We start from the raw sequence: 18,762 nt of genomic DNA on the forward strand, positions 1-18,762 counted from the left end.
CCGCTCCTACAGAAGATCGCAAACCTTTGTAGGAGCGGCCTTGCGCCGCGATGGAAGGACCTCACGCTGGCTGCTGGGTCCGCAGTTTCTCGCTTCGCCCGCGCAGCCATTCCAAGGTCAGCAGCAGCACCACCGAGAAGGCAATCAGCAAGGTCGCAGCGGCGGCGATGGTCGGGCTGAGGTTCTCGCGGATACCGCTGAACATCTGCCGTGGCAGGGTCGCTTGCTCGGGGCCGGCCAGGAACAGCGTCACCACCACTTCATCGAAGGACGTCGCGAAGGCGAACAACGCCCCGGAGATCACCCCAGGCGCGATCAGGGGCAGCGTCACCCGACGAAAGGTCGTCAATGGCGAAGCACCGAGGCTGGCCGCCGCGCGCACCAGGTTCTGGTTGAAGCCCTGCAATGTCGCCGACACGGTGATGATGACGAACGGCACACCCAACACCGCATGCACCAGGATCAGCGAAATGAAGCTGTTGCCCATGCCCAGCGGCGCGAAGAACAGATAGCTGGCCACACCGATGATCACCACCGGCACCACCATGGGCGAAATCACCAGCGCCATGACCAGCGACTTGCCCGGGAAGTCCCCACGGGTCAGGCCGATGGCGGCCAGGGTGCCGAACACCATGGCCAGCGCGGTGGCCGCCGGGGCGACGATGATGCTGTTCTTGAGCGAACGCATCCATTCGGCCGAGGCGAAGAAGTCCTGGTACCAATGCAAGGAGAAGCCTTGCAGCGGATACACCAGGAAGCTGCCGCTGTTGAACGACAGCGGCACGATCACCAGCACCGGCAACACCAAAAACAGCAGGATCAGACCGCAGAGAATACGCAGGCTGTAGAACCAGACCCGCTCCACGGGCGACATGTAAGGGCTCAGCATGACAGGGCTCCTCAGCTCAGGCGCAGGCGGCTGGCGCCGACCAGCCAGCTATAGATCAGGTACAGCACCACGGTGGCCAGCAGCAGCAACCCACCCAGGGCAGTGGCCATACCCCAGTTGATGCTGGTGTTGGTATAGAAGGCCACGAAGTAGCTGACCATCTGGTCGTTCGGGCTGCCCAGCAGCGCCGGGGTGATGTAGTAGCCGATGGAAATGATGAACACCAACAGGCAGCCGGCCCCGACGCCCGCGTACGTCTGCGGGAAATACACACGCCAGAAGCTGGCGAACGGGTGGCAGCCCAAGGAGATTGCCGCACGCATGTAGCTGGGCGAAATGCCCTTCATCACGCTGTACAGCGGCAGAATCATGAACGGCAGCAGGATGTGCACCATGGCGATGTACACGCCGGTGCGGTTGAACACCAGCTCCAACGGCTCATCGATGATGCCCACGGCCATCAACGCGCTGTTGATCAGGCCTCCGGACTGCAACAGCACGATCCAGGCCGCCACGCGTACCAGGATCGAGGTCCAGAACGGCAGCAGCACCAGGATCATCAGCAGGTTGCTCTGCCGGGTCGGCAGGTTGGCCAGCAGATAGGCCAGCGGGTAGGCCAGTACCAGGCAGATCGCGGTGATGACCACGCCCATCCACAGGGTGCGGGTGAAAATGTCCAGGTAGATGGCCTGGTCCGGGGTGGCCTTGGCCAGCTCGCCCAGGTCGTCGATGCGGTGGTCCAGCGCCGCCAGCAGGTAGAACGGCGTCACCGCGCTGGTGTTGCGACGGATCGCCTGCCAGTACGCGGGATCGCCCCAGCGCTCGTCGAGCGTCTGCAGGGCGTCTTTATAAGAAGTGGGCTCGGCCTTGAACGGCAACGCCCTTGCAGTCTTGGCCAGCAGGCTGCGGTAGCCGGCCAGCTCCATGTTCAGGCGTTTGGAGAGATCGCCCAGGGTTTGTTTCTTGCGCGACTCGGCCAGATCCTGGCTGAGCACCTTGTACACGTCCTCGCCCGGCAGGCCCTTGCCATCCCATTGCGCGATGGCCTCGACGGTGCGCGGCAGACCGTTGACCACCTCGGGGTTGCCGACGCTCTTGTACAGCAGTGCCGCGATCGGCACCAGAAACACCAGCAACAGGAACAGCGCCAGTGGCGCGATCAACGCCTGCGCCTTCCAACGGTTGACCCGCTCGGCATGCTTGAGGCGCTGTTTGAGGCTTTTACCTGCGCCTTCGTTCAGGGGCACTGCAATGGCCATGGCGAACTCCGAAAATCTGGGGAACGATGAGCGCCGCCATACGGGCCGGCGCTCCGTCAACGCGGCTTACTTCTTCGCCGCCCAGGCGTTGAAGCGTTGCTCCAGCTGCTCGCTGTTGTCGGCCCAGAAGGCCACGTCGATCTGCACCTGGTTGGCGATGTTCTCAGGCGTGGTCGGCATGTCCTTCTTCACCGTGTCCGACAGCAGGCTGACAGCCTTGGCATTGGCCGGGCCGTAGGCGATGTTCTCGGAATAGGTCTTCTGCTGCTCGGGCTGAACGCTGAAGGCGATGAACTTCTTCGCCAGATCCGTATCCTTCGCGCCTTTCGGAATGGCCCAGGCGTCGAAGTCGTAGATGCCGCCGTTCCAGACGACCTTGAGGTTGCTTTCTTTTTGCACTGCAGCGATCCGACCGTTGTAGGCCGAACTCATGACCACGTCGCCGGAAGCCAGGTACTGCGGCGGCTGGGCGCCCGCTTCCCACCACTGGATGCTGGGTTTGATCTGGTCGAGTTTCTTGAAGGCGCGGTCCTGGCCTTCTTTGGTGCCCAGCACCTTGTACACGTCCTTCGGCGCCACGCCGTCGGCCATCAGAGCGAATTCCAGGGTGTACTTGGCGCCCTTGCGCAGGCCTCGCTTGCCCGGGAATTTCTGGGTATCCCAGAAGTCGGCCCAGCTGGTGGGCGCGGTCTTGAGCTTGTCGGCGTTGTAGGCCAGTACCGTGGACCATACGAAGAAGCCCACACCGCACGGCTGGATTGCGCCTGGCACGTAGTCGGCCTCGTTGCCGAACAGGGCCGGGTCCAGTTCCTCGAACATGCCTTCGTCGCAACCGCGGGCCAGTTCCGGCGATTCCACTTCCACCAGGTTCCAGGAGACGCTGTTGGTGTCGACCATGGCTTTGACCTTGGCCATCTCGCCGTTGTACTCACCGGCGACGATCTTGCCCTTGCCTGCCTTCTCCCATGGCTCGTAGAACGCCTTGACCTGGGCAGCCTTGTTGGCACCGCCGAACGACACGACGGTCAGGTCCGCGGCCAGGGCTTGGCCGGCGGCGAACAAGCCGAGGGCCAGGGCGGTCAGTTTCAACTGCTTGTGCATTATTGTTCTCTCCACAGTTAAGGGTTGGTGAAGCAAACCATCAATGGGCTTCGGCAATCGGATCGAGCGCGCGGGCGTGCTCCACCTCCCAGCCAAGCGGTACCACATCCCCCACGGCCAGGGCCGGGTCGAGTTCGGCGATCGGCTGCTTCACGAAGAAGTCACCCTTGCCGCAGACTTCCAGGCGAACCCGCACGTGGTCGCCCAGGTAGATGAACTCGGCCACGCGGCCGGAGAAGCGATTCACGCAGCGCTCGCTGTGGCCATTGAGGTACACGCGCTCCGGGCGGATCGACAGCGTCACCGGATCACCCGCCTCGCCGACGTTCACCGCCAAGGCCTCCACCCGCTCTCCACGGGCCAGCTGGACCTGGCAGCGTTCGCCATTGCGCGACAGCAAGGTGCCGTTGAGGCGGTTGTTCTCGCCGATGAAGTTGGCCACGAAGGTATTGCGCGGCTCTTCGTAGAGGGTGCGCGGCGGCGCGATCTGCTGGATCTCGCCCTGGTGGAACACCGCCACCCGGTCAGACATGGTCAGCGCCTCGCCCTGGTCGTGGGTCACGTAGACCACGGTCACGCCCAGACGCTGGTGGATGTGCTTGATCTCCATCTGCATGTGTTCACGCAGCTGTTTGTCCAGCGCGCCGAGCGGTTCGTCCATCAACACCAGCTGCGGCTCGAACACCAAGGCGCGAGCCAGGGCCACGCGCTGTTGCTGGCCACCGGACAACTGGCCCGGATAGCGCTTGGCGAAGGCGTCGAGTTGGACCATCGTCAGCACCCGTTTGACGCGCTCGCTGATGTCGGTCTTGCTAAGGTTGCGCACGGTCAGAGGGAAGGCCAGGTTCTCTTCCACGGTCATATGCGGGAACAGCGCGTAGTTCTGGAACACCATGCCGATGTCGCGCTTGTGCGGCGGCACGTTGTTGATCGAGCGCCCGGCCAACTGGATTTCACCCGCGGTGGGGGTCTCGAAGCCGGCCAGCATCATCAGGCTGGTGGTCTTGCCCGAGCCGGACGGGCCGAGCAAGGTCAGGAACTCGCCCTTGCGGATGTCCAGGTTGAGGTCTTTGACGATCAGCGATTCGCCGTCGTAGCTTTTCTGCACACCGCGGAAGCTGACCAGGATCTCGCCGGTGGCAGCGTTCGAATTCGCCTCGCTCATGCCTGCACCTTCTTGTTGGAATGACTGCGTAGGCAAAGACTAGAGAAGGCGCAAGCCCCGGAAAATCGGGGGTGCTGAGAGAATGCCATCATCCGTATGGAAGATTTGTTGTAGGGCGATCCCTACAACAATGGCGGGATTGGGATAGCGCGCCAGCCCTGCGCACCTCGTGTGAGGCCGGGTTTACCCGCGAGAGGCCAGCCCAGGCAGCACGGATCGCAGGCCCGGCCCTTTCTTGGGCCTGCCCGCGCCCACAAGCTAAGAGGTGTGCTGAAGGTCGCAACTGTCGCAACCAGAACAGTCACACCAGCTTGTGCTCCATGGCGTATTTCACCAGCTCCGCCAGGGAATTGACCTTGAGCTTCTGCATCAAGCGCGCCTTGTGGGTGCTGATGGTCTTGCTCGAGAGCGCCAGTTGCTGGGCGATGTCGTTGACATTGGCCCCTTGGGCCAGACGCTCGAACACCGAGAACTCCCGCTCCGAGAGCAGCGTATGCAAGGGCCGAGTCTCGGTCAGGCCGACCTCGAAGACCATACGGTCAGCCAGCGCCGGGTCGATGTAGCGACCACCGCTGGCCACACGCCGGATGGCCGTGAGCAACAGGGCCGGGTCGCTGTCCTTGGTGGCATAGCCTGCGGCGCCGGCCTTGAGGGCGCGGGCGGCCATCTGCGCCTCGTCATGCATCGACAGCATCAGGATCGACGGCGGGTTGGACTGTGCCCGAATCCGAGGGATCGCCTCCAGGCCGTTCACACCGGGCATGGAGATATCCAGCAGCACCACCTCACAGGGCGTGTGACGCAGGGTTTCGAGCAACTGTTCGCCGTTACCGGCTTCGCCCACCACCTGCATGTCCTTGGCCAGGCCGATGAGCTGTTTGATGCCCTCGCGGACAATCGTGTGGTCTTCGGCCACTAGCACGCGTATCACGGTCGTTCTCCCCTACCCCAACGGAATGGTCACACTCAGGCTACAACCTTCACCTGGCTCGCTGTCCAGTGTCATGCCGCCGCCCAGCATCAGGACCCGCTCGCGCACGCCCACCAGGCCGAAGGACGTAGGCCGGGCCTGATCGCAGCTGAACCCCACGCCATCATCGATGACCGTCATGCGCAGACAGCCCTCAGCGCATGCCAGCTCGATCTGCACGGTATGCGCCTGGGCATGACGCATCACATTGGTCAGCGCCTCCTGCAGGATCCGGAACAGACCGGTGGCCTTGGCCTCACTCAATGCTGGCAGATTATCCGGCACCTGTACCAGGCAGGGGATCTGCGTACGCGCCTCGAAGCGCCGGGCCTGCCATTCGATGGCCGAGGCGATGCCCGCATCGAGAATGGGCGGGCGCAAGGCGGTGGCCACGTCACGCACCAACTGGAACAACTGCGCGATCAGGCGTTTCATGCTGTCCAGGCGTTCGTTCAGTCCGGGGTCGAGTTCGGCGTAGGCCAGTTCGCACATGGACACCTCGAGCTTGAGCACCGTGAGCATCTGCCCCAGTTCATCATGGACTTCCCGGGCGATCCGCGCTTTTTCTTCTTCGCGCACGCTCTCCAGGTGCGCCGAGAGTTCGCGCAACTGCTCCTGGGAGCGCGCCAGCTCCAACTCGACGCGCTTGCTCTGGGTGATGTCCCAGACAACGCCGTCCCACACCACCCGGCCATCGGCCAGGCGCCGGGTACTGGCCTTGATGTCGGCCCAGCGCTGCTCGCCCTGGCGGGTGAGGATCCGTCCCTGCCAGGACCAATCCTGATCGGTGGCCAGTGCCAGGTCCTGGACCCGGTGGTAATCCGCGCGGTCCTCGGGGTGGACCAAGTTGCGCAGCCCCATGTCCGGGTGCTGGATCTGCGCCGGCGCATAGCCGACCAACGCTTCGCTGCCCTCGCTGATATACGGGAACTCCAGGTCCCCCTCGGCCGGGTCGCGCTCCAGGCGAAACACCAGCCCGGGCACATTGCCGGCGATGCCCTTGAGCCGCGCGTCGCTTTCGCGCATGGCCGCCAGGGCGCGTCGGCGCTCGGTGATGTCGGTGACGAACATCACCAGGTACTCGGCATCGCGAAAACGCAGAAAGCTCAGCGACAGTTCCACCGGCAACAGGCTGCCATCGCTGCGCAGGCATTGGGTTTCGAACGGCTCGACCCCGCCGTCGCCGGTGCGCACGCGCTTCCACAACTGCAACCAGCGGTCCATGTGCAGGTTGGGCTCGACGTCGATCAGCGGCCGGTCCAGCAACTCGCCCTCGCCCCTGCCGAGCATGCGCTCGGCGGCGTGGTTGGCGTAGCGCACATGGCTGTCCCAGTTGACCCAGAGAATGCCGACCGTGCTCTGGTCGATGGAGAACTGGCTCAGTCGCAGCGCCTCCTCGCGCGTCTGGCGCTCGGCCAGGGTCTCCCGTGTCGCCAGCAGGTTGCGCTCGAGTTGATGCTGCTGACGCCGTTGCCAGAGCAGCGTGGCAACAGCGCAGATCAGCAACAGGCCGAACAACAATGCCAGGTTCTGCCAGAAGCCTGCGGTGTCGCTCAGCCGTGGATACTTGGGTTGCAGCCAGCGCTGGTGCAACTGCTCCAGCTCCTTGGCAGGAATGGCTTGCAGGCCCCGCTCCAGGACATCCGCCAGGATCGGCCAGTCGCGCCGCGAGCCGACGCGAAGCAATTGCGGCAGACCAATGTCGCCGACCACCGCCAGCTCGCCAAACTCGCTTTCCCGGGACAACCCACTCAGGCGCGCCTCGTCCATGACCGCGAAGCTGGCCTGGCCACCCAGTACCAGTTGCAGGGCCTGACGCTCATCGGGCACGCCCTGCAGGTTCAGGTTGACGTAGTTGGCCCGCAGGTAATCGGCCAAGGCACTGGGCATGCGCACCGCCACCCGGTCGTTGACGCCCAGCTTCTCCAGTTCGACCGCCATCGCCCCGGTGCGCGGCCCCACGACCAGTTGCGGCACACGCATGTACGGATCGCTGAATGACCACAGCCGCAGGCTGGCCGGGGTCTGCGTGAGGCCCGGCGCGAAGTCGATCTCACCGGCTCGCAGTGCGTGCTCAAGGGCCTGCTGATCGGCAAAGTTGCGCCAAGTCAGGTCCAACCTGAGCACCCGGGACAGCGCGTTCACCACTTCGACATTGGCGCCGTACAACTGCTGCAGCCGACGATCGAACTGGGCATAGGGCGCTTGCAACACCACACCCACCCTGAGGCTGCGATGGCCATCGAGCCATTGTTGCTGGACCGGCTCCAAGACCACCGAAGGCTCAGGCTCGGGTCTTGCCAAGGCGATCAAGGGCAGCAGCAACCAGCCGATAACCCACAGGCAACGCATTCGCTTCATCTATACGCTCGTCTGGGCAAGGACGGCCGACGCGCATGGCCGTCACGGACAAATACTATTAGGCTGCCGGTATCATTCTGGCCTTGGGTTGATTCATGTTCACACTTTATCGCACGACGCTGGCCATTTGCTGCATGGCCACGCTCCTACCGCTCGGCACACAGGCCGCCGAGCCTCAAACACCTCCGGCCGCCGCAGAGTCGCCCACCGCGCCCGCGCCTCGCCCGCCCCTGGCCGAACGAAGCCAGGAAGACGCCCAGGCGCTCGAACGAACCGTGCCCAAAGCCGAACAACAAACCTTGCAGGCGGGCGCCGAAAACTTCCTCGCCTTGTGGAAGCCGGCCAACGACGCCGACCCCAAAGGCGCAGTGATCATCGTCCCCGGCGCCGGTGAAAACGCCGACTGGCCTGACGCTGTCGGCCCGCTGCGACGCAAGTTCCCCGATGTCGGCTGGCACAGTTTGAGCGTTAGCCTACCGGACCTTGTCAGCGACAGCCCGCAAGCGCGTGTCGAGAGCAAGCCTGCTCCGGAACCTGAAAAGGGCAAGGGCGAGTCCGCGCCCGCCAAGGATACCCCTGAGGATGCCAACGCGAACGTCGCCCAGGCCACTGCCGCCGAAGCCGACGCGGCCGAAAGCACCGATGCCAAGGACGCCAGCGAGCAAAACGACCCGGCCGACGCCGAGCGCATCTTCGCCCGCCTCGATGCCGCTGTCGCCTTTGCCCAGCAACACAGTGTCCGCACCATCGCGCTGGTCGGCCATGGCAGTGGTGCCTATTGGGCCGCGCGCTACCTCAGCGAGCGGCAACCGCCACAGGTACAGAAGCTGGTGATGATCGCCGCGCAGACACCGGCCCAGGTAGAGCAGGACCTCGAAGCCCTGGCGCCCACCGTCAAGGTGCCGACCGCCGATGTCTACTACAGCACCCAGCCACGCGACCGTCGCGCTGCCGAGCTGCGCCTGCAGGCCAGCAAGCGGCAGAAGGACAGCCAGTATCGGCAGTTGGCGCTGATCGCCATGCCGGGTAATGCGGCGGCGCAGCAGGAGCAACTGTTCCGCCGGGTGCGTGGGTGGTTGATGCCGCAGGAATGAGGCGGTGGGGCTGCCGTGCAGCCCCTGCTTCCGGCCCTTAAAGCCCGCGCCGCTTGCGCACCATGGCATAGGCCTGGTGCAGCTCACGGGTGCGCTCGGTCGCCTCGCGCACCTGCGCTTCGCTGGCCCCGCTGCCGGCGAGCTTGTCCGGATGATGCTTGCTGACCAGCCGGCGATAGGCCTGTTTGATGTGCTCGATCTCGCTGTCCGCCTCGACCCCAAGCAGGCGCAGGGCCCCGGCATAGGTCATCACAGCCCCCTCCGGCGCCGCCTTGCGCGGCTCGTACTCAAGGGCCAGCGCCTGGATCTGGGTCCGCGACAAGCCTAGCCGGCGCCCCCACTCCAGTAACAGCTCACGCTCGCGCATGCCCGCCTTGCCATCCGCCCAGACCATCCGCCAGCAGGCACGCAAGGTACCCTCGGCAGCATGGGGCTGTTGCTTGATCCGTTGCAGGTAGCGCCCTACGCGGACCTTGCCCGACTTGCCGCGATTGAAGGCCGCGATTGCCCGTAGCCGCGCCGGCTCGGCCATGTCCAACCGGGTCATTTCATGGCGGGCCTGCTGAATATGCCCATCGACGACCCGACCATCGCTCTTGGCCAGTCGCCCGAGCAGCACGAACAGCAACTCCTCGTCACGCAATGCCGGGCGTCCACCCAGGCGCTCACGCAAATCGTCCCAACCCTCAAGACGCAGGCGACGGTCCATGGCCTGGCCAAGCAGGGCCCCGAGCAACGCACCGGGAATGCTGGCTACGGCGAAACCGGCACCGGCACCTATCAATGTGCTTGGCCACCACATCTTAAGCGCGCTCGCCGATCAAGCGCTCGACCTCGGCCAGGCGCTCCAGGGTGCCGACATCGACCCAGTGCCCCTGGAAGTGCTCACCGCTCACCCGCCCCTCGCCCATCGCATGACGCAACAGTGGCGCCAGCTTGAAGGCACCGGGCTGGCAGCCTTCGAACAGCGCGGGATCGAGTACGGAGATGCCGCTGAAGGTCAAGGTGCCAGGCGCCTCGTCGCCGTCGACGACTTGCTGGCCGTCCAGGCGAAAGTCACCACGACCGTGATGACCAGGGTTGTCGACCAGCACCAGGTGCGCAAGGCCTTTGAGGGGCGTGCGCAAACGGGCGAAGTCGTAGTCGGTCCAGATATCGCCATTGACCAACAAAAACGGCGCATCACCCAACAGCGGCAATGCCTTGAAGATCCCGCCACCGGTCTCCAGCGGCTCGCCTTCGGGCGAATAGCGGATACTCAGGCCAAAGCGTGCGCCATCGCCCAAGTGATCCTCGATCTGCTGGCCAAGCCAGGCATGGTTGATCACCACCTCGGTAAAGCCCGCCTTGGCCAGCGCCCGCAGGTGGTACTCGATCAATGGCTGGCCCGCCACCGGCACCAGTGGCTTGGGAGTGTGCAGGGTCAGGGGGCGCATGCGCTCGCCCTTGCCCGCCGCCAGGATCATTGCCTTCATGAATACGCTCCGGCCTTCAGCTCGGCGATCAACTGCCCCAGTTCGGCCAGCTCCGGACGACGGCTGATCACTTCATCTATATAGGCGAAGAAACGCGGCACGTCAGACAGATATCGCGGCTTGCCATCGCGGTGGCAGATACGGGCGAAGATGCCGATCACCTTCAGGTGGCGCTGCACGCCCATCAGGTCACTGGCGCGGTGGAAGGTCTCGAAGTCTGCCTGCACCGGGATGCCGGCCGCTTGGGCTTTCTGCCAGTAATCGCGCAGCCAGCCCTCGACACGTGCTTGGGGCCAACTGACGAACGCGTCCTTGAACAGGCAGGTGATGTCGTAGGTCACCGGGCCGTAGACCGCGTCCTGGAAATCCAGCACGCCAGGGTTCGGTGTGCTCTGCATCAGGTTGCGCGGCATATAGTCGCGATGCACCAGCACCTTGGGCTGGGCCAGGGCGCTGTCGATCAGCAACTGGCTCACCCGCTGCCAGGTCGCCTGCTGCGCCTCGGTGAATGTCAGGCCCAGTTCCCGGCCGACGTACCATTCGGGGAACAGTTCCACTTCACGGCGCAGCAGGGCGACATCATAGCTGGGCAGCGGTTCTTCCATCGGCACGCGCTGGAACGCCAGCAAGGCATCGATGGCATCGGCAAACAGTGCGTCGGCATTGTCTGCATCGATGATATCCAGATAAGTCTGGTGGCCCAGATCCCCCAGCAACAGGAAGCCGCGATCCAGGTCCTGGGCGTGGATGACCGGCACGTGCACCCCTGCACTGGCCAGCAGATGATCGATGTCGACGAAGGGGCGGCAGTTCTCTTGGGGCGGCGGTGCGTCCATGATCACGAAGCTGCGTCCGTCCCCCTGCCAGCGGAAGTAACGACGGAAGCTCGCGTCGCTGCTGGCGGCGGTCAGGCTGCCTTCGGGCACCACGCCCCAGGCGTTTTCACGGAAAAGACGGTCAAGCTGCTCATCGAGCCAAGCGGTCAGTTGTTGCAGGCGTACATCGTGATCGGGCATTACAAGGGTCTCCGACGGCCCTAGCCGTCAAGCGGGTCATGCTTTATTATCCAGCATCTTTTTCAGACCATCGAGAGGCGTGCGGCCCCACACGCGGGCAGATGGCACGCAGGAAGCCCGGACTAATAAGATGGCATTGAAATCCCCCGCGTTTCGTAGAAAGTTTCCGTTGCTGGTGACTGGCGGTCTGCTGGCCCTGCAACCTCTGGCCACGTCCTACGTGGTGGCAGCCGAGCAGTTCGACTGCCAAGTGTCCGCCTCCGGTGGTTGGGACTGCAAGCCCAAGACCACGGTCAGCAACCTCCCTCCACGCCCAGTGCATGAAGGCGCCGCGCTGAGCTCGGGCGGTGACGCCCAGGTCGCCGAGACCGACGCCGATGGCGAACCCAAGCCGGTGCTGGTCACCGAAAGCAAAGGCCGTGGCCTGAAATCGCGTAGCGAAGACTACAGCCACCTTGACTGGGTTCCCCGCGAAAAACTCACCGCCGCCCAATTGGCCGAGACCGGTCCGTACTGCGGCGGCGCGTACATCGAGCCGTCGCGTCCGGGCATGGACGACACCACGCCCAAGGACGAAGCACCGACCTACCTGAACGCCAAGGTCTCCCGCTATCAGCAGGAGCAGCAGATCGCCACCCTCGCTGGTGATGTGGTCATGCGCCAAGGCAGCATGCAGGTCCAGGCCGACGAGGCCAACCTGTACCAGGCCGAGAACCGCGGCGAGCTCAAGGGCAACGTCAAGCTGCGCGACAATGGCTCGCTGGTCGTCGGCGACCAGGCCGAGATCCAGCTGGACACCGGCGAGGCCAAGGTCGACAACGCCGAATACGTGATGCACAAGTCACACATTCGCGGCAACGCGCTGTACGCCAAGCGTGGCGAAAACGCCATCATCCGCCTCAAGGACGGTACCTATACCACCTGTGAGCCGGGCAGCAACGCATGGCAGCTCAAGGGCAACAACATCACCCTGAACCCGGCCACCGGCTTCGGTACCGCGACCAACGTCACCCTGCGGGTCAAGGATTTCCCGGTGTTCTATACACCGTACATCTACTTCCCGATCGACGACCGTCGCCAGTCCGGCTTCCTGCCGCCGTCGTTCAGCACCAGCAGCGACACCGGCTTCATGCTGGTCACGCCGTACTACTTCAACCTGGCGCCGAACTACGACGCCACGTTGTACCCGCGCTACATGGCCAAACGCGGCATGTTGATGGAAGGCGAGTTCCGCTACCTCACCAAGTCCAGCGAAGGCCAGCTCGGTGCTGCGTACCTGAACGACAAGAACGACGATCGTAAAGACCAGACCGACTACAAAGAACAGCGCTGGATGTACAACTGGCAGCACAAGGGCGGGCTGGATTCGCGCTTGATGAGCGAGGTGGACTACACCGACATCAGCGACCCGTTCTACTTCCAGGATCTGGAAACCGGTCAGATTGGTGTTGAAAGTCGGGATGTGGTTAACCAGCGCGGTACGCTTACCTATCGCGGTGATAGTTACCAGGCACGGTTGAATCTCCACGCGTATGAGATGGCGACCATTTCGCGCGTTACCCCGTACGACAAGCTGCCGCAGATCACCTTGAACGGCATGTTGCCGTACCATCCGGGCGGGTTTGACTTCACTTATGATACCGAGGCAGTCCGCTTCGAACGCGACCTGAAGAACGACACCGTGTTCAACGAGGACGGCGAGCTGGATACCTCTGCCGGCCCCGATGGGCGCAGGCTCGACGAAAACGTCTTCGGGATCGCCCGGTCCAACGGCACCCGTCTGAACCTGGCGCCGGCGATCAGCCTGCCCATGAAGGCCAGCTACGGTTTCCTGACGCCGAAGCTCAAGTACGTCTATACCCACTACGACCTTGACCTGGACGGCAAGGGCAAGAATGACCTGGCCACCGCGACGCCGGAAGTACGCGACCTGCAAGGCAACTTCTCCAGTTCGCAGGACCGTAGCGTGCCTGTCTTCAGCGTAGACAGCGGCCTGTACTTCGACCGCAACACCCAGTGGTTCGGCAAGAACTACCGCCAGACCCTCGAACCGCGCCTGTTCTACCTCTACGTCCCGTATGAGGACCAGAAGGACATCCCGGTCTTCGACACCGGCGAGACCTACTTCAACTACGCCTCGCTGTTCCGCGACAACCGCTTCAGCGGCTCCGACCGCATCGGCGACGAGAACAAGCTGTCGCTGGGCGTGACCAACCGCTGGATCGAGGAAAACGGCTTCGAGCGCCAGCGCTTCAGCGTCGGCCAGGCCCTGTACTTCCGCGACCGCAAGGTGCAGATGCCAGGTATCGACTGGCGTACCCGTGCCGACTCGCAGGCAGACGTATCGCCTTACGCGCTTGAGTATCAGTATGCCTTCAACCGCGACTGGCGCTTCAACTCCGACTACAACTGGGATCCGGACAGCCGCAAGCCACGCTCGGGTAGCGCCATGTTCCACTACCAGCCTGAGGACAATCCCAACAAGATCGTCAACATCGGCTATCGCTACCGCAACGACCTGATCATCTATGATCAGCTAAGCGGTACCTGGAAGACCGGCGGCGACTACGGCGTTCCAGGCGACCCCAACTACATCAAAAACTATTACAAGATCCAGCAGCACGACTTCTCGGTTATCTGGCCGATCGTGCCGCAATGGAGCGTTATCGCCCGCTGGCAACATGACTACAACCGCAATCGCACGTTGGAAGCCATGGGTGGTTTCGAGTATGACAGCTGCTGCTGGAAGCTGCGTCTGATCAACCGTTACTGGATCGACTACGACGATTTCAGCCAGGCAGTGCCAGATAACGAAAAAGGCGACCACGGCGTCTTCCTGCAAATCGTCCTCAAAGGCCTCGGCGGCGTTGTGGGCAACAAGGTCGAGACGTTCCTCGACGAAGGCATTCAAGGTTACCGTACACGTGAAGACCAAGCTTATTGATCGCCTGCGCCCGCTGCTGCTGGGCGCTGTATTGCTGAGTGGCGCGGTGCATGCCGCGGTACAACCCCTGGACCGCGTGGTGGCTATCGTCGACAACGACGTGGTCATGCAAAGCCAGCTGGACCAGCGCATCCGCGAAGTACAGCAGACCATCGCCAAGCGCGGCGGTGGTGTACCGCCGGCGGGCGCCCTGGAGCAGCAGGTACTGGAGCGCCTGATCGTCGAGAACCTGCAACTGCAGATCGGCGAGCGTTCGGGTATCCGCATCACCGACGAGGAACTCAACCAGGCCATCGGCACCATTGCCCAGCGCAACGGCATGAGCCTTGATCAGTTCCGTGCAGCCCTGGCCCACGATGGCCTGTCGTTCGACGACGCCCGTGACCAGGTCAAGCGCGAGATGATCATCAGCCGCGTGCGCCAGCGCCGTGTGGCCGAGCGCATCCAGGTCTCGGAGCAGGAGGTGAAGAACTACCTGAACTCGGACCTGGGCAAGATGCAATTGTCCGAAGAGTACCGCCTGGCCAACATCCTGATCCCGACCCCGGAAAGCGCCAACTCCGAGGCCATTCAGGCGGCCGCCCGCCAAGCCGGTGACGTTTACCAGCAGCTCAAGCAAGGCGCGGACTTCGGCCAGATGGCCATCGCACGTTCCGCCAGCGAAAACGCCCTGGAAGGCGGCGAGATGGGCTGGCGTAAAGCCGGCCAACTGCCACCTGATTTCGCCAAGATGCTGAGCAGCATGGCCGACGGCGACATCACCCAGCCGATCCGCATCCCCAACGGCTTCATCATCCTCAAGCTCGAGGAAAAGCGCGGGGGCAATGCCAGCGTGCTGCGCGACGAAGTCCATGTGCGCCACATCCTGATCAAGCCAAGCGAGATCCGCAGCGATGCGGCCACCGAGCAACTGGCCGAGCGTCTCTACGAGCGCATCAAGAACGGCGAAGACTTCGGCGAACTGGCCAAGAGCTTCTCGGAAGACCCAGGTTCCGCGCTCAACGGTGGCGACCTCAACTGGGTCGACCCCAACAGCCTGGTACCTGAGTTCCGCGAGCAGATGGCCAATGCGCCCCAGGGCGAAGTGACCCGTCCGTTCCGCACCCAGTACGGCTGGCACGTGCTGGAAGTACTGGGCCGCCGCGCCACCGACAGCACCGAGCAAGCGCGCGAACAGCAGGCCCTGAGCGTGCTGCGCAACCGCAAGTACGACGAAGAACTGCAGACCTGGCTGCGTCAGATCCGCGACGAAGCCTACGTTGAAATCAAGCTGCCTGGCGCTGACCAGGCTGCCCAGTGAAGCCCCTGCGCTTCGCCGTCACGCCCGGCGAGCCGGCCGGCATAGGCCCCGACCTGTGCCTGCTGCTGGCCGCCGAGGCCCAGCCCCATCCCCTGATCGCCATCACCAGCCGTGACCTGCTCGCCGAGCGGGCCACGCAGCTGGGGCTGTCCGTCACCCTGCTGCCGGTCATCCAAGGCGCCTGGCCCGACCAGCCTGCCCCCGCGGGCAGCCTGTACGTCTGGGATACGCCACTGGCCGCTCCGGTAGTGCCTGGACAACTGGACAAGGCCAATGCTGCCTTCGTGCTGCAGACCCTGACACGCGCAGGTCAAGGGTGCCTGGATGGGCATTTCGCCGGCATGATCACTGCGCCTGTGCACAAGGGCGTGATCAACGAAAGCGGCATCGCCTTCTCCGGCCATACCGAATTCCTGGCTGACCTGACCCAGACCACCCAAGTGGTGATGATGCTGGCCACCCATGGCTTGCGCGTGGCCCTGGTGACCACTCACCTGCCCCTGCGCGACGTCGCCGACGCCATCACCGCCGAGCGCCTGGAGCGGGTCACGCGGATCCTGCATGCCGACCTGCGTGACAAATTCGGCATTGCCCAGCCCCGTATCCTGGTCTGCGGCCTCAACCCGCATGCCGGCGAAGGCGGCCACCTGGGCCGCGAAGAAATCGACATCATCGAGCCTGCCTTGCAGCGCTTGCGCAGCCAAGGCATGGACCTGCGCGGTCCGCTGCCGGCCGATACCCTGTTTACCCCCAAATATCTGGAGCACTGCGACGCGGTGCTGGCGATGTACCACGACCAGGGCCTACCGGTGCTCAAGTACAAAGGCTTTGGCGCTGCGGTCAACGTGACCTTGGGCCTGCCGATCATCCGCACCTCGGTCGACCACGGCACCGCCCTGGACCTGGCCGGCAGCGGCAACGTCGACACCGGAAGCCTGCGCGTCGCCCTGGAAACCGCCTACCAGATGGCCGAGAACCGACCATGAACGAGCAATACCAACACCGGGCGCGCAAGCGCTTCGGCCAGAACTTCCTGCATGACGCGGGCATCATCGACCGCATTCTGCGCGCCATCAACGCCAAGCCCGGTGAGCACCTGCTGGAAATCGGCCCAGGCCAAGGGGCGCTGACCGAAGGCCTGCTGGGCAGCGGCGCCCAACTGGACGTCGTCGAACTGGACAAGGACCTGGTGCCGATCCTCCAGCACAAGTTCGCCGGCCGCGACAATTTCCGCCTGCACCAAGGCGACGCCCTGAAGTTCGACTTCAACCAGCTGGGCGTGCCTGCGCGCAGCCTCAAGGTGGTGGGCAACCTGCCCTACAACATCTCCACGCCGTTGATTTTTCACCTGCTGGACCATGCCAACCTGATCCGCGACATGCACTTCATGCTGCAAAAGGAAGTGGTCGAGCGTTTGGCCGCCGGCCCAGGTGGCGGTGACTGGGGCCGCCTGTCGATCATGGTTCAGTACCATTGCCGCGTGGAGCACCTGTTCAACGTCGGCCCCGGCGCCTTCAATCCTCCACCGAAAGTGGACTCGGCCATCGTCCGACTGGTGCCGCACGAGACCCTGCCACACCCGGCCAAGGATCCGCGCCTGCTCGAACGCGTCGTCCGCGAAGCCTTCAACCAGCGCCGCAAGACCCTGCGCAATACCCTCAAGGGCCTGCTCGACAGCCAGGCCATCGAGGCTGCGGGCGTCGATGGCAGCCTGCGCCCGGAACAACTGGACCTGGCGGCGTTCGTACGCCTGGCCGACAAGTTGGCCGAACAGCCAAGCGCCAGCTGAGGACGCCTTACCGCCACCTGTCGTGGGATACGCCTACGACAGGGCCGGTAATGTCTACAAGCGACGCCAAGCCCGACACAACTGGCCTACAGCCCTGTCCATGGCCTAGACTGCAACCATTGCAGTATTTGCGTCCGCTCGTCCAAGGCCTTTGCATGTCAGACCCCCGCTATCAGATCGACGTCAGCGTCGTGACCCGTTACCTCAAAGAACAATCCGATCCCGACAACGACCGCTTTGCCTTCGCCTACACCATCACGGTGCAGAACAACGGCACGCTCAAGGCCCGGCTGGTCTCGCGCCACTGGCTGATCACCAATGGTGACGGGGAAGTCGAAGAGGTTCGTGGAGCAGGCGTGGTCGGCCAGCAGCCACTCATCGAGCCTGGCGACAGCCACACCTACAGCAGCGGGGCGGTGCTCACGACCCGCGTCGGCACCATGCAGGGCAGCTACCAGATGTTCGCCGAGGACGGCAAACACTTCGACGCCCCCATCGCGCCGTTCCGCCTGGCCGTACCTGGAGCACTGCACTGATGGCGGTGTACGCGGTCGGCGACCTGCAGGGCTGCCTGCAGCCGCTCAAGTGCCTGCTCGAACGCGTGCACTTCAACCCAGCGGTGGACCGTCTGTGGTTGGTGGGCGACTTGGTCAACCGCGGCCCCGAGTCGCTCGAGACCCTGCGCTTTCTTTATTCGATCCGCCAATCGCTGGTGTGCGTACTGGGCAACCATGACCTGCACCTGCTGGCGGCCTGGCACAATGTCGAGCGCCTGAAGAAGAGCGACACCCTGCGCGAGATCATCGAAGCGCCAGACGCCGATCAGCTGTTCGACTGGCTGCGCCAGCAAAAGCTGCTGCACTATGACGAGTCACGCGGCATCGCCATGGTCCACGCCGGCATCCCGCCCCAGTGGACACTGGGCAAGGCCCTGGAACTGGCGGCCGAGGTGGAGGAAGTGCTGCGCGACGACACCCGCCTGAAGCTCTACCTCGATGGCATGTACGGCAACGAACCGAACAAGTGGAGCAAGAACCTGACCGGCGTCGACCGCCTGCGGGTGATCACCAACTACTTCACCCGCATGCGCTTCTGTACCGCCGAGGGCAAGCTCGATCTCAAGAGCAAGGAAGGCCTGGATACCGCCCCCAAGGGCTACAAGCCCTGGTTCGCCCACAAGGACCGACGCTCACGTCATGTGAAGATCCTCTTTGGCCACTGGGCCGCCCTGGAAGGGCGTGTCGATGTTCCCGACGTCATCGGCCTGGACACCGGCTGTGTATGGGGCGGCGCCATGACCCTGTACAACGTCGACAGCGGCGAATTCCACCGCTGCGAGTGCGCCGACGACGGCACCCCACGCCAACCGGCATAACCGACTAGACTTAACGATCAGCCC

The 18,762-nt window shown here is 63.8% G+C and carries 16 protein-coding genes; 7 read left to right on the forward strand and 9 right to left on the reverse strand.

Going from position 1 to position 18,762, the window contains the following annotated elements:
- Positions 1-61 precede the first annotated feature (61 nt).
- From ACNFCH_RS22430 to ACNFCH_RS22455, 6 genes are all read right to left on the reverse strand, one after another.
- Positions 62-889 carry an ABC transporter permease gene (locus ACNFCH_RS22430; protein WP_337159244.1) on the reverse strand — a complete coding sequence of 276 codons (828 nt, stop codon included), beginning with the start codon at positions 887-889 and terminating at the stop codon, positions 62-64.
- An 11-nt stretch (positions 890-900) separates the two neighbouring features.
- Positions 901-2,148: an ABC transporter permease gene (locus ACNFCH_RS22435; RefSeq protein ID WP_337159243.1), complete on the reverse strand. Its 1,248-nt coding sequence runs from the start codon at positions 2,146-2,148 to the stop codon at positions 901-903.
- Positions 2,149-2,214: 66 nt separating this feature from the next.
- Positions 2,215-3,249, reverse strand: a complete 1,035-nt coding sequence (locus ACNFCH_RS22440; protein WP_070090644.1) for an ABC transporter substrate-binding protein — start codon at positions 3,247-3,249, stop codon at positions 2,215-2,217.
- A 40-nt stretch (positions 3,250-3,289) separates the two neighbouring features.
- Positions 3,290-4,414 carry an ABC transporter ATP-binding protein gene (locus ACNFCH_RS22445; RefSeq protein WP_070090645.1) on the reverse strand — a complete coding sequence of 375 codons (1,125 nt, stop codon included), beginning with the start codon at positions 4,412-4,414 and terminating at the stop codon, positions 3,290-3,292.
- Between the two features lie 301 nt (positions 4,415-4,715).
- A complete protein-coding gene (locus ACNFCH_RS22450; protein ID WP_337159242.1) occupies positions 4,716-5,345 on the reverse strand; it encodes a response regulator transcription factor in 630 nt (209 codons plus the stop codon).
- A 12-nt stretch (positions 5,346-5,357) separates the two neighbouring features.
- Positions 5,358-7,745 (reverse strand): PAS domain S-box protein, encoded by a 2,388-nt coding sequence (locus ACNFCH_RS22455; protein ID WP_416743889.1) that lies wholly within the window; start codon positions 7,743-7,745, stop codon positions 5,358-5,360.
- Between the two features lie 95 nt (positions 7,746-7,840).
- Here ACNFCH_RS22455 and ACNFCH_RS22460 point away from each other — a divergent pair, with 95 nt between their 5' ends.
- The gene (locus ACNFCH_RS22460) at positions 7,841-8,839 is read left to right on the forward strand and encodes an alpha/beta hydrolase family protein (protein ID WP_416743890.1); all 999 of its coding nucleotides are present in this window, start codon (positions 7,841-7,843) and stop codon (positions 8,837-8,839) included.
- Between the two features lie 37 nt (positions 8,840-8,876).
- On the opposite strand, the gene ACNFCH_RS22465 is transcribed toward ACNFCH_RS22460, so the two are convergent.
- From ACNFCH_RS22465 to ACNFCH_RS22475, 3 genes are read right to left on the reverse strand one after another with little or no spacing between them, the layout of a single operon-like run.
- Complete coding sequence (locus ACNFCH_RS22465) at positions 8,877-9,641, reverse strand: TerB family tellurite resistance protein (protein ID WP_070090649.1); 765 nt, start codon at positions 9,639-9,641, stop codon at positions 8,877-8,879.
- A 1-nt stretch (position 9,642) separates the two neighbouring features.
- The gene (murU, locus tag ACNFCH_RS22470; protein ID WP_337159239.1) at positions 9,643-10,314 is read right to left on the reverse strand and encodes an N-acetylmuramate alpha-1-phosphate uridylyltransferase MurU; all 672 of its coding nucleotides are present in this window, start codon (positions 10,312-10,314) and stop codon (positions 9,643-9,645) included.
- The gene (locus ACNFCH_RS22475) at positions 10,311-11,330 is read right to left on the reverse strand and encodes an aminoglycoside phosphotransferase family protein (RefSeq protein WP_416743893.1); all 1,020 of its coding nucleotides are present in this window, start codon (positions 11,328-11,330) and stop codon (positions 10,311-10,313) included. The genes murU and ACNFCH_RS22475 overlap by 4 nt, the downstream gene beginning before the upstream one ends.
- A 130-nt stretch (positions 11,331-11,460) precedes the next feature.
- Here ACNFCH_RS22475 and ACNFCH_RS22480 point away from each other — a divergent pair, with 130 nt between their 5' ends.
- From ACNFCH_RS22480 to ACNFCH_RS22505, 6 genes are all read left to right on the forward strand, one after another.
- Entirely contained in the window at positions 11,461-14,274 is a 2,814-nt protein-coding gene (locus ACNFCH_RS22480; protein ID WP_416743896.1) for an LPS-assembly protein LptD, read from the forward strand.
- Positions 14,255-15,574, forward strand: coding sequence for a peptidylprolyl isomerase SurA (gene surA, locus ACNFCH_RS22485; protein ID WP_070571937.1), 1,320 nt, complete (start codon positions 14,255-14,257; stop codon positions 15,572-15,574). Before ACNFCH_RS22480 ends, surA begins: the two co-directional genes overlap by 20 nt.
- Positions 15,571-16,560: a 4-hydroxythreonine-4-phosphate dehydrogenase PdxA gene (gene pdxA / locus ACNFCH_RS22490; protein ID WP_337159236.1), complete on the forward strand. Its 990-nt coding sequence runs from the start codon at positions 15,571-15,573 to the stop codon at positions 16,558-16,560. The genes surA and pdxA overlap by 4 nt, the downstream gene beginning before the upstream one ends.
- Positions 16,557-17,363, forward strand: coding sequence for a 16S rRNA (adenine(1518)-N(6)/adenine(1519)-N(6))-dimethyltransferase RsmA (gene rsmA, locus ACNFCH_RS22495; protein WP_416743898.1), 807 nt, complete (start codon positions 16,557-16,559; stop codon positions 17,361-17,363). The genes pdxA and rsmA overlap by 4 nt, the downstream gene beginning before the upstream one ends.
- A gap of 155 nt (positions 17,364-17,518) precedes the next feature.
- Entirely contained in the window at positions 17,519-17,899 is a 381-nt protein-coding gene (gene apaG, locus ACNFCH_RS22500; protein ID WP_043210391.1) for a Co2+/Mg2+ efflux protein ApaG, read from the forward strand.
- Entirely contained in the window at positions 17,899-18,738 is an 840-nt protein-coding gene (locus tag ACNFCH_RS22505) for a symmetrical bis(5'-nucleosyl)-tetraphosphatase (RefSeq protein ID WP_337159234.1), read from the forward strand. Before apaG ends, ACNFCH_RS22505 begins: the two co-directional genes overlap by 1 nt.
- The last annotated feature ends 24 nt before the right edge of the window (positions 18,739-18,762 follow it).

Origin of the sequence: Pseudomonas sp. NY15354, from assembly GCF_048068075.1 — a bacterium.
GTDB classification, from domain to species: Bacteria; Pseudomonadota; Gammaproteobacteria; order Pseudomonadales; family Pseudomonadaceae; genus Aquipseudomonas; species Aquipseudomonas guariconensis_C.

Bases quoted from the DNA above. Each gene is read 5' to 3' on its own strand.
- ACNFCH_RS22480 (WP_416743896.1), top strand. From the start codon at position 11,461: ATGGCATTGAAATCCCCCGCGTTTCGTAGAAAGTTTCCGTTGCTGGTG.
- rsmA (WP_416743898.1), top strand. From the start codon at position 16,557: ATGAACGAGCAATACCAACACCGGGCGCGCAAGCGCTTCGGCCAGAAC.
- ACNFCH_RS22460 (WP_416743890.1), top strand. From the start codon at position 7,841: ATGTTCACACTTTATCGCACGACGCTGGCCATTTGCTGCATGGCCACG.
- ACNFCH_RS22435 (WP_337159243.1), bottom strand. From the start codon at position 2,148: ATGGCCATTGCAGTGCCCCTGAACGAAGGCGCAGGTAAAAGCCTCAAA.
- murU (WP_337159239.1), bottom strand. From the start codon at position 10,314: ATGAAGGCAATGATCCTGGCGGCGGGCAAGGGCGAGCGCATGCGCCCC.
- ACNFCH_RS22505 (WP_337159234.1), top strand. From the start codon at position 17,899: ATGGCGGTGTACGCGGTCGGCGACCTGCAGGGCTGCCTGCAGCCGCTC.
- ACNFCH_RS22445 (WP_070090645.1), bottom strand. From the start codon at position 4,414: ATGAGCGAGGCGAATTCGAACGCTGCCACCGGCGAGATCCTGGTCAGC.
- ACNFCH_RS22455 (WP_416743889.1), bottom strand. From the start codon at position 7,745: ATGAAGCGAATGCGTTGCCTGTGGGTTATCGGCTGGTTGCTGCTGCCC.
- apaG (WP_043210391.1), top strand. From the start codon at position 17,519: ATGTCAGACCCCCGCTATCAGATCGACGTCAGCGTCGTGACCCGTTAC.
- ACNFCH_RS22440 (WP_070090644.1), bottom strand. From the start codon at position 3,249: ATGCACAAGCAGTTGAAACTGACCGCCCTGGCCCTCGGCTTGTTCGCC.
- ACNFCH_RS22430 (WP_337159244.1), bottom strand. From the start codon at position 889: ATGCTGAGCCCTTACATGTCGCCCGTGGAGCGGGTCTGGTTCTACAGC.
- ACNFCH_RS22465 (WP_070090649.1), bottom strand. From the start codon at position 9,641: ATGTGGTGGCCAAGCACATTGATAGGTGCCGGTGCCGGTTTCGCCGTA.
- ACNFCH_RS22475 (WP_416743893.1), bottom strand. From the start codon at position 11,330: ATGCCCGATCACGATGTACGCCTGCAACAACTGACCGCTTGGCTCGAT.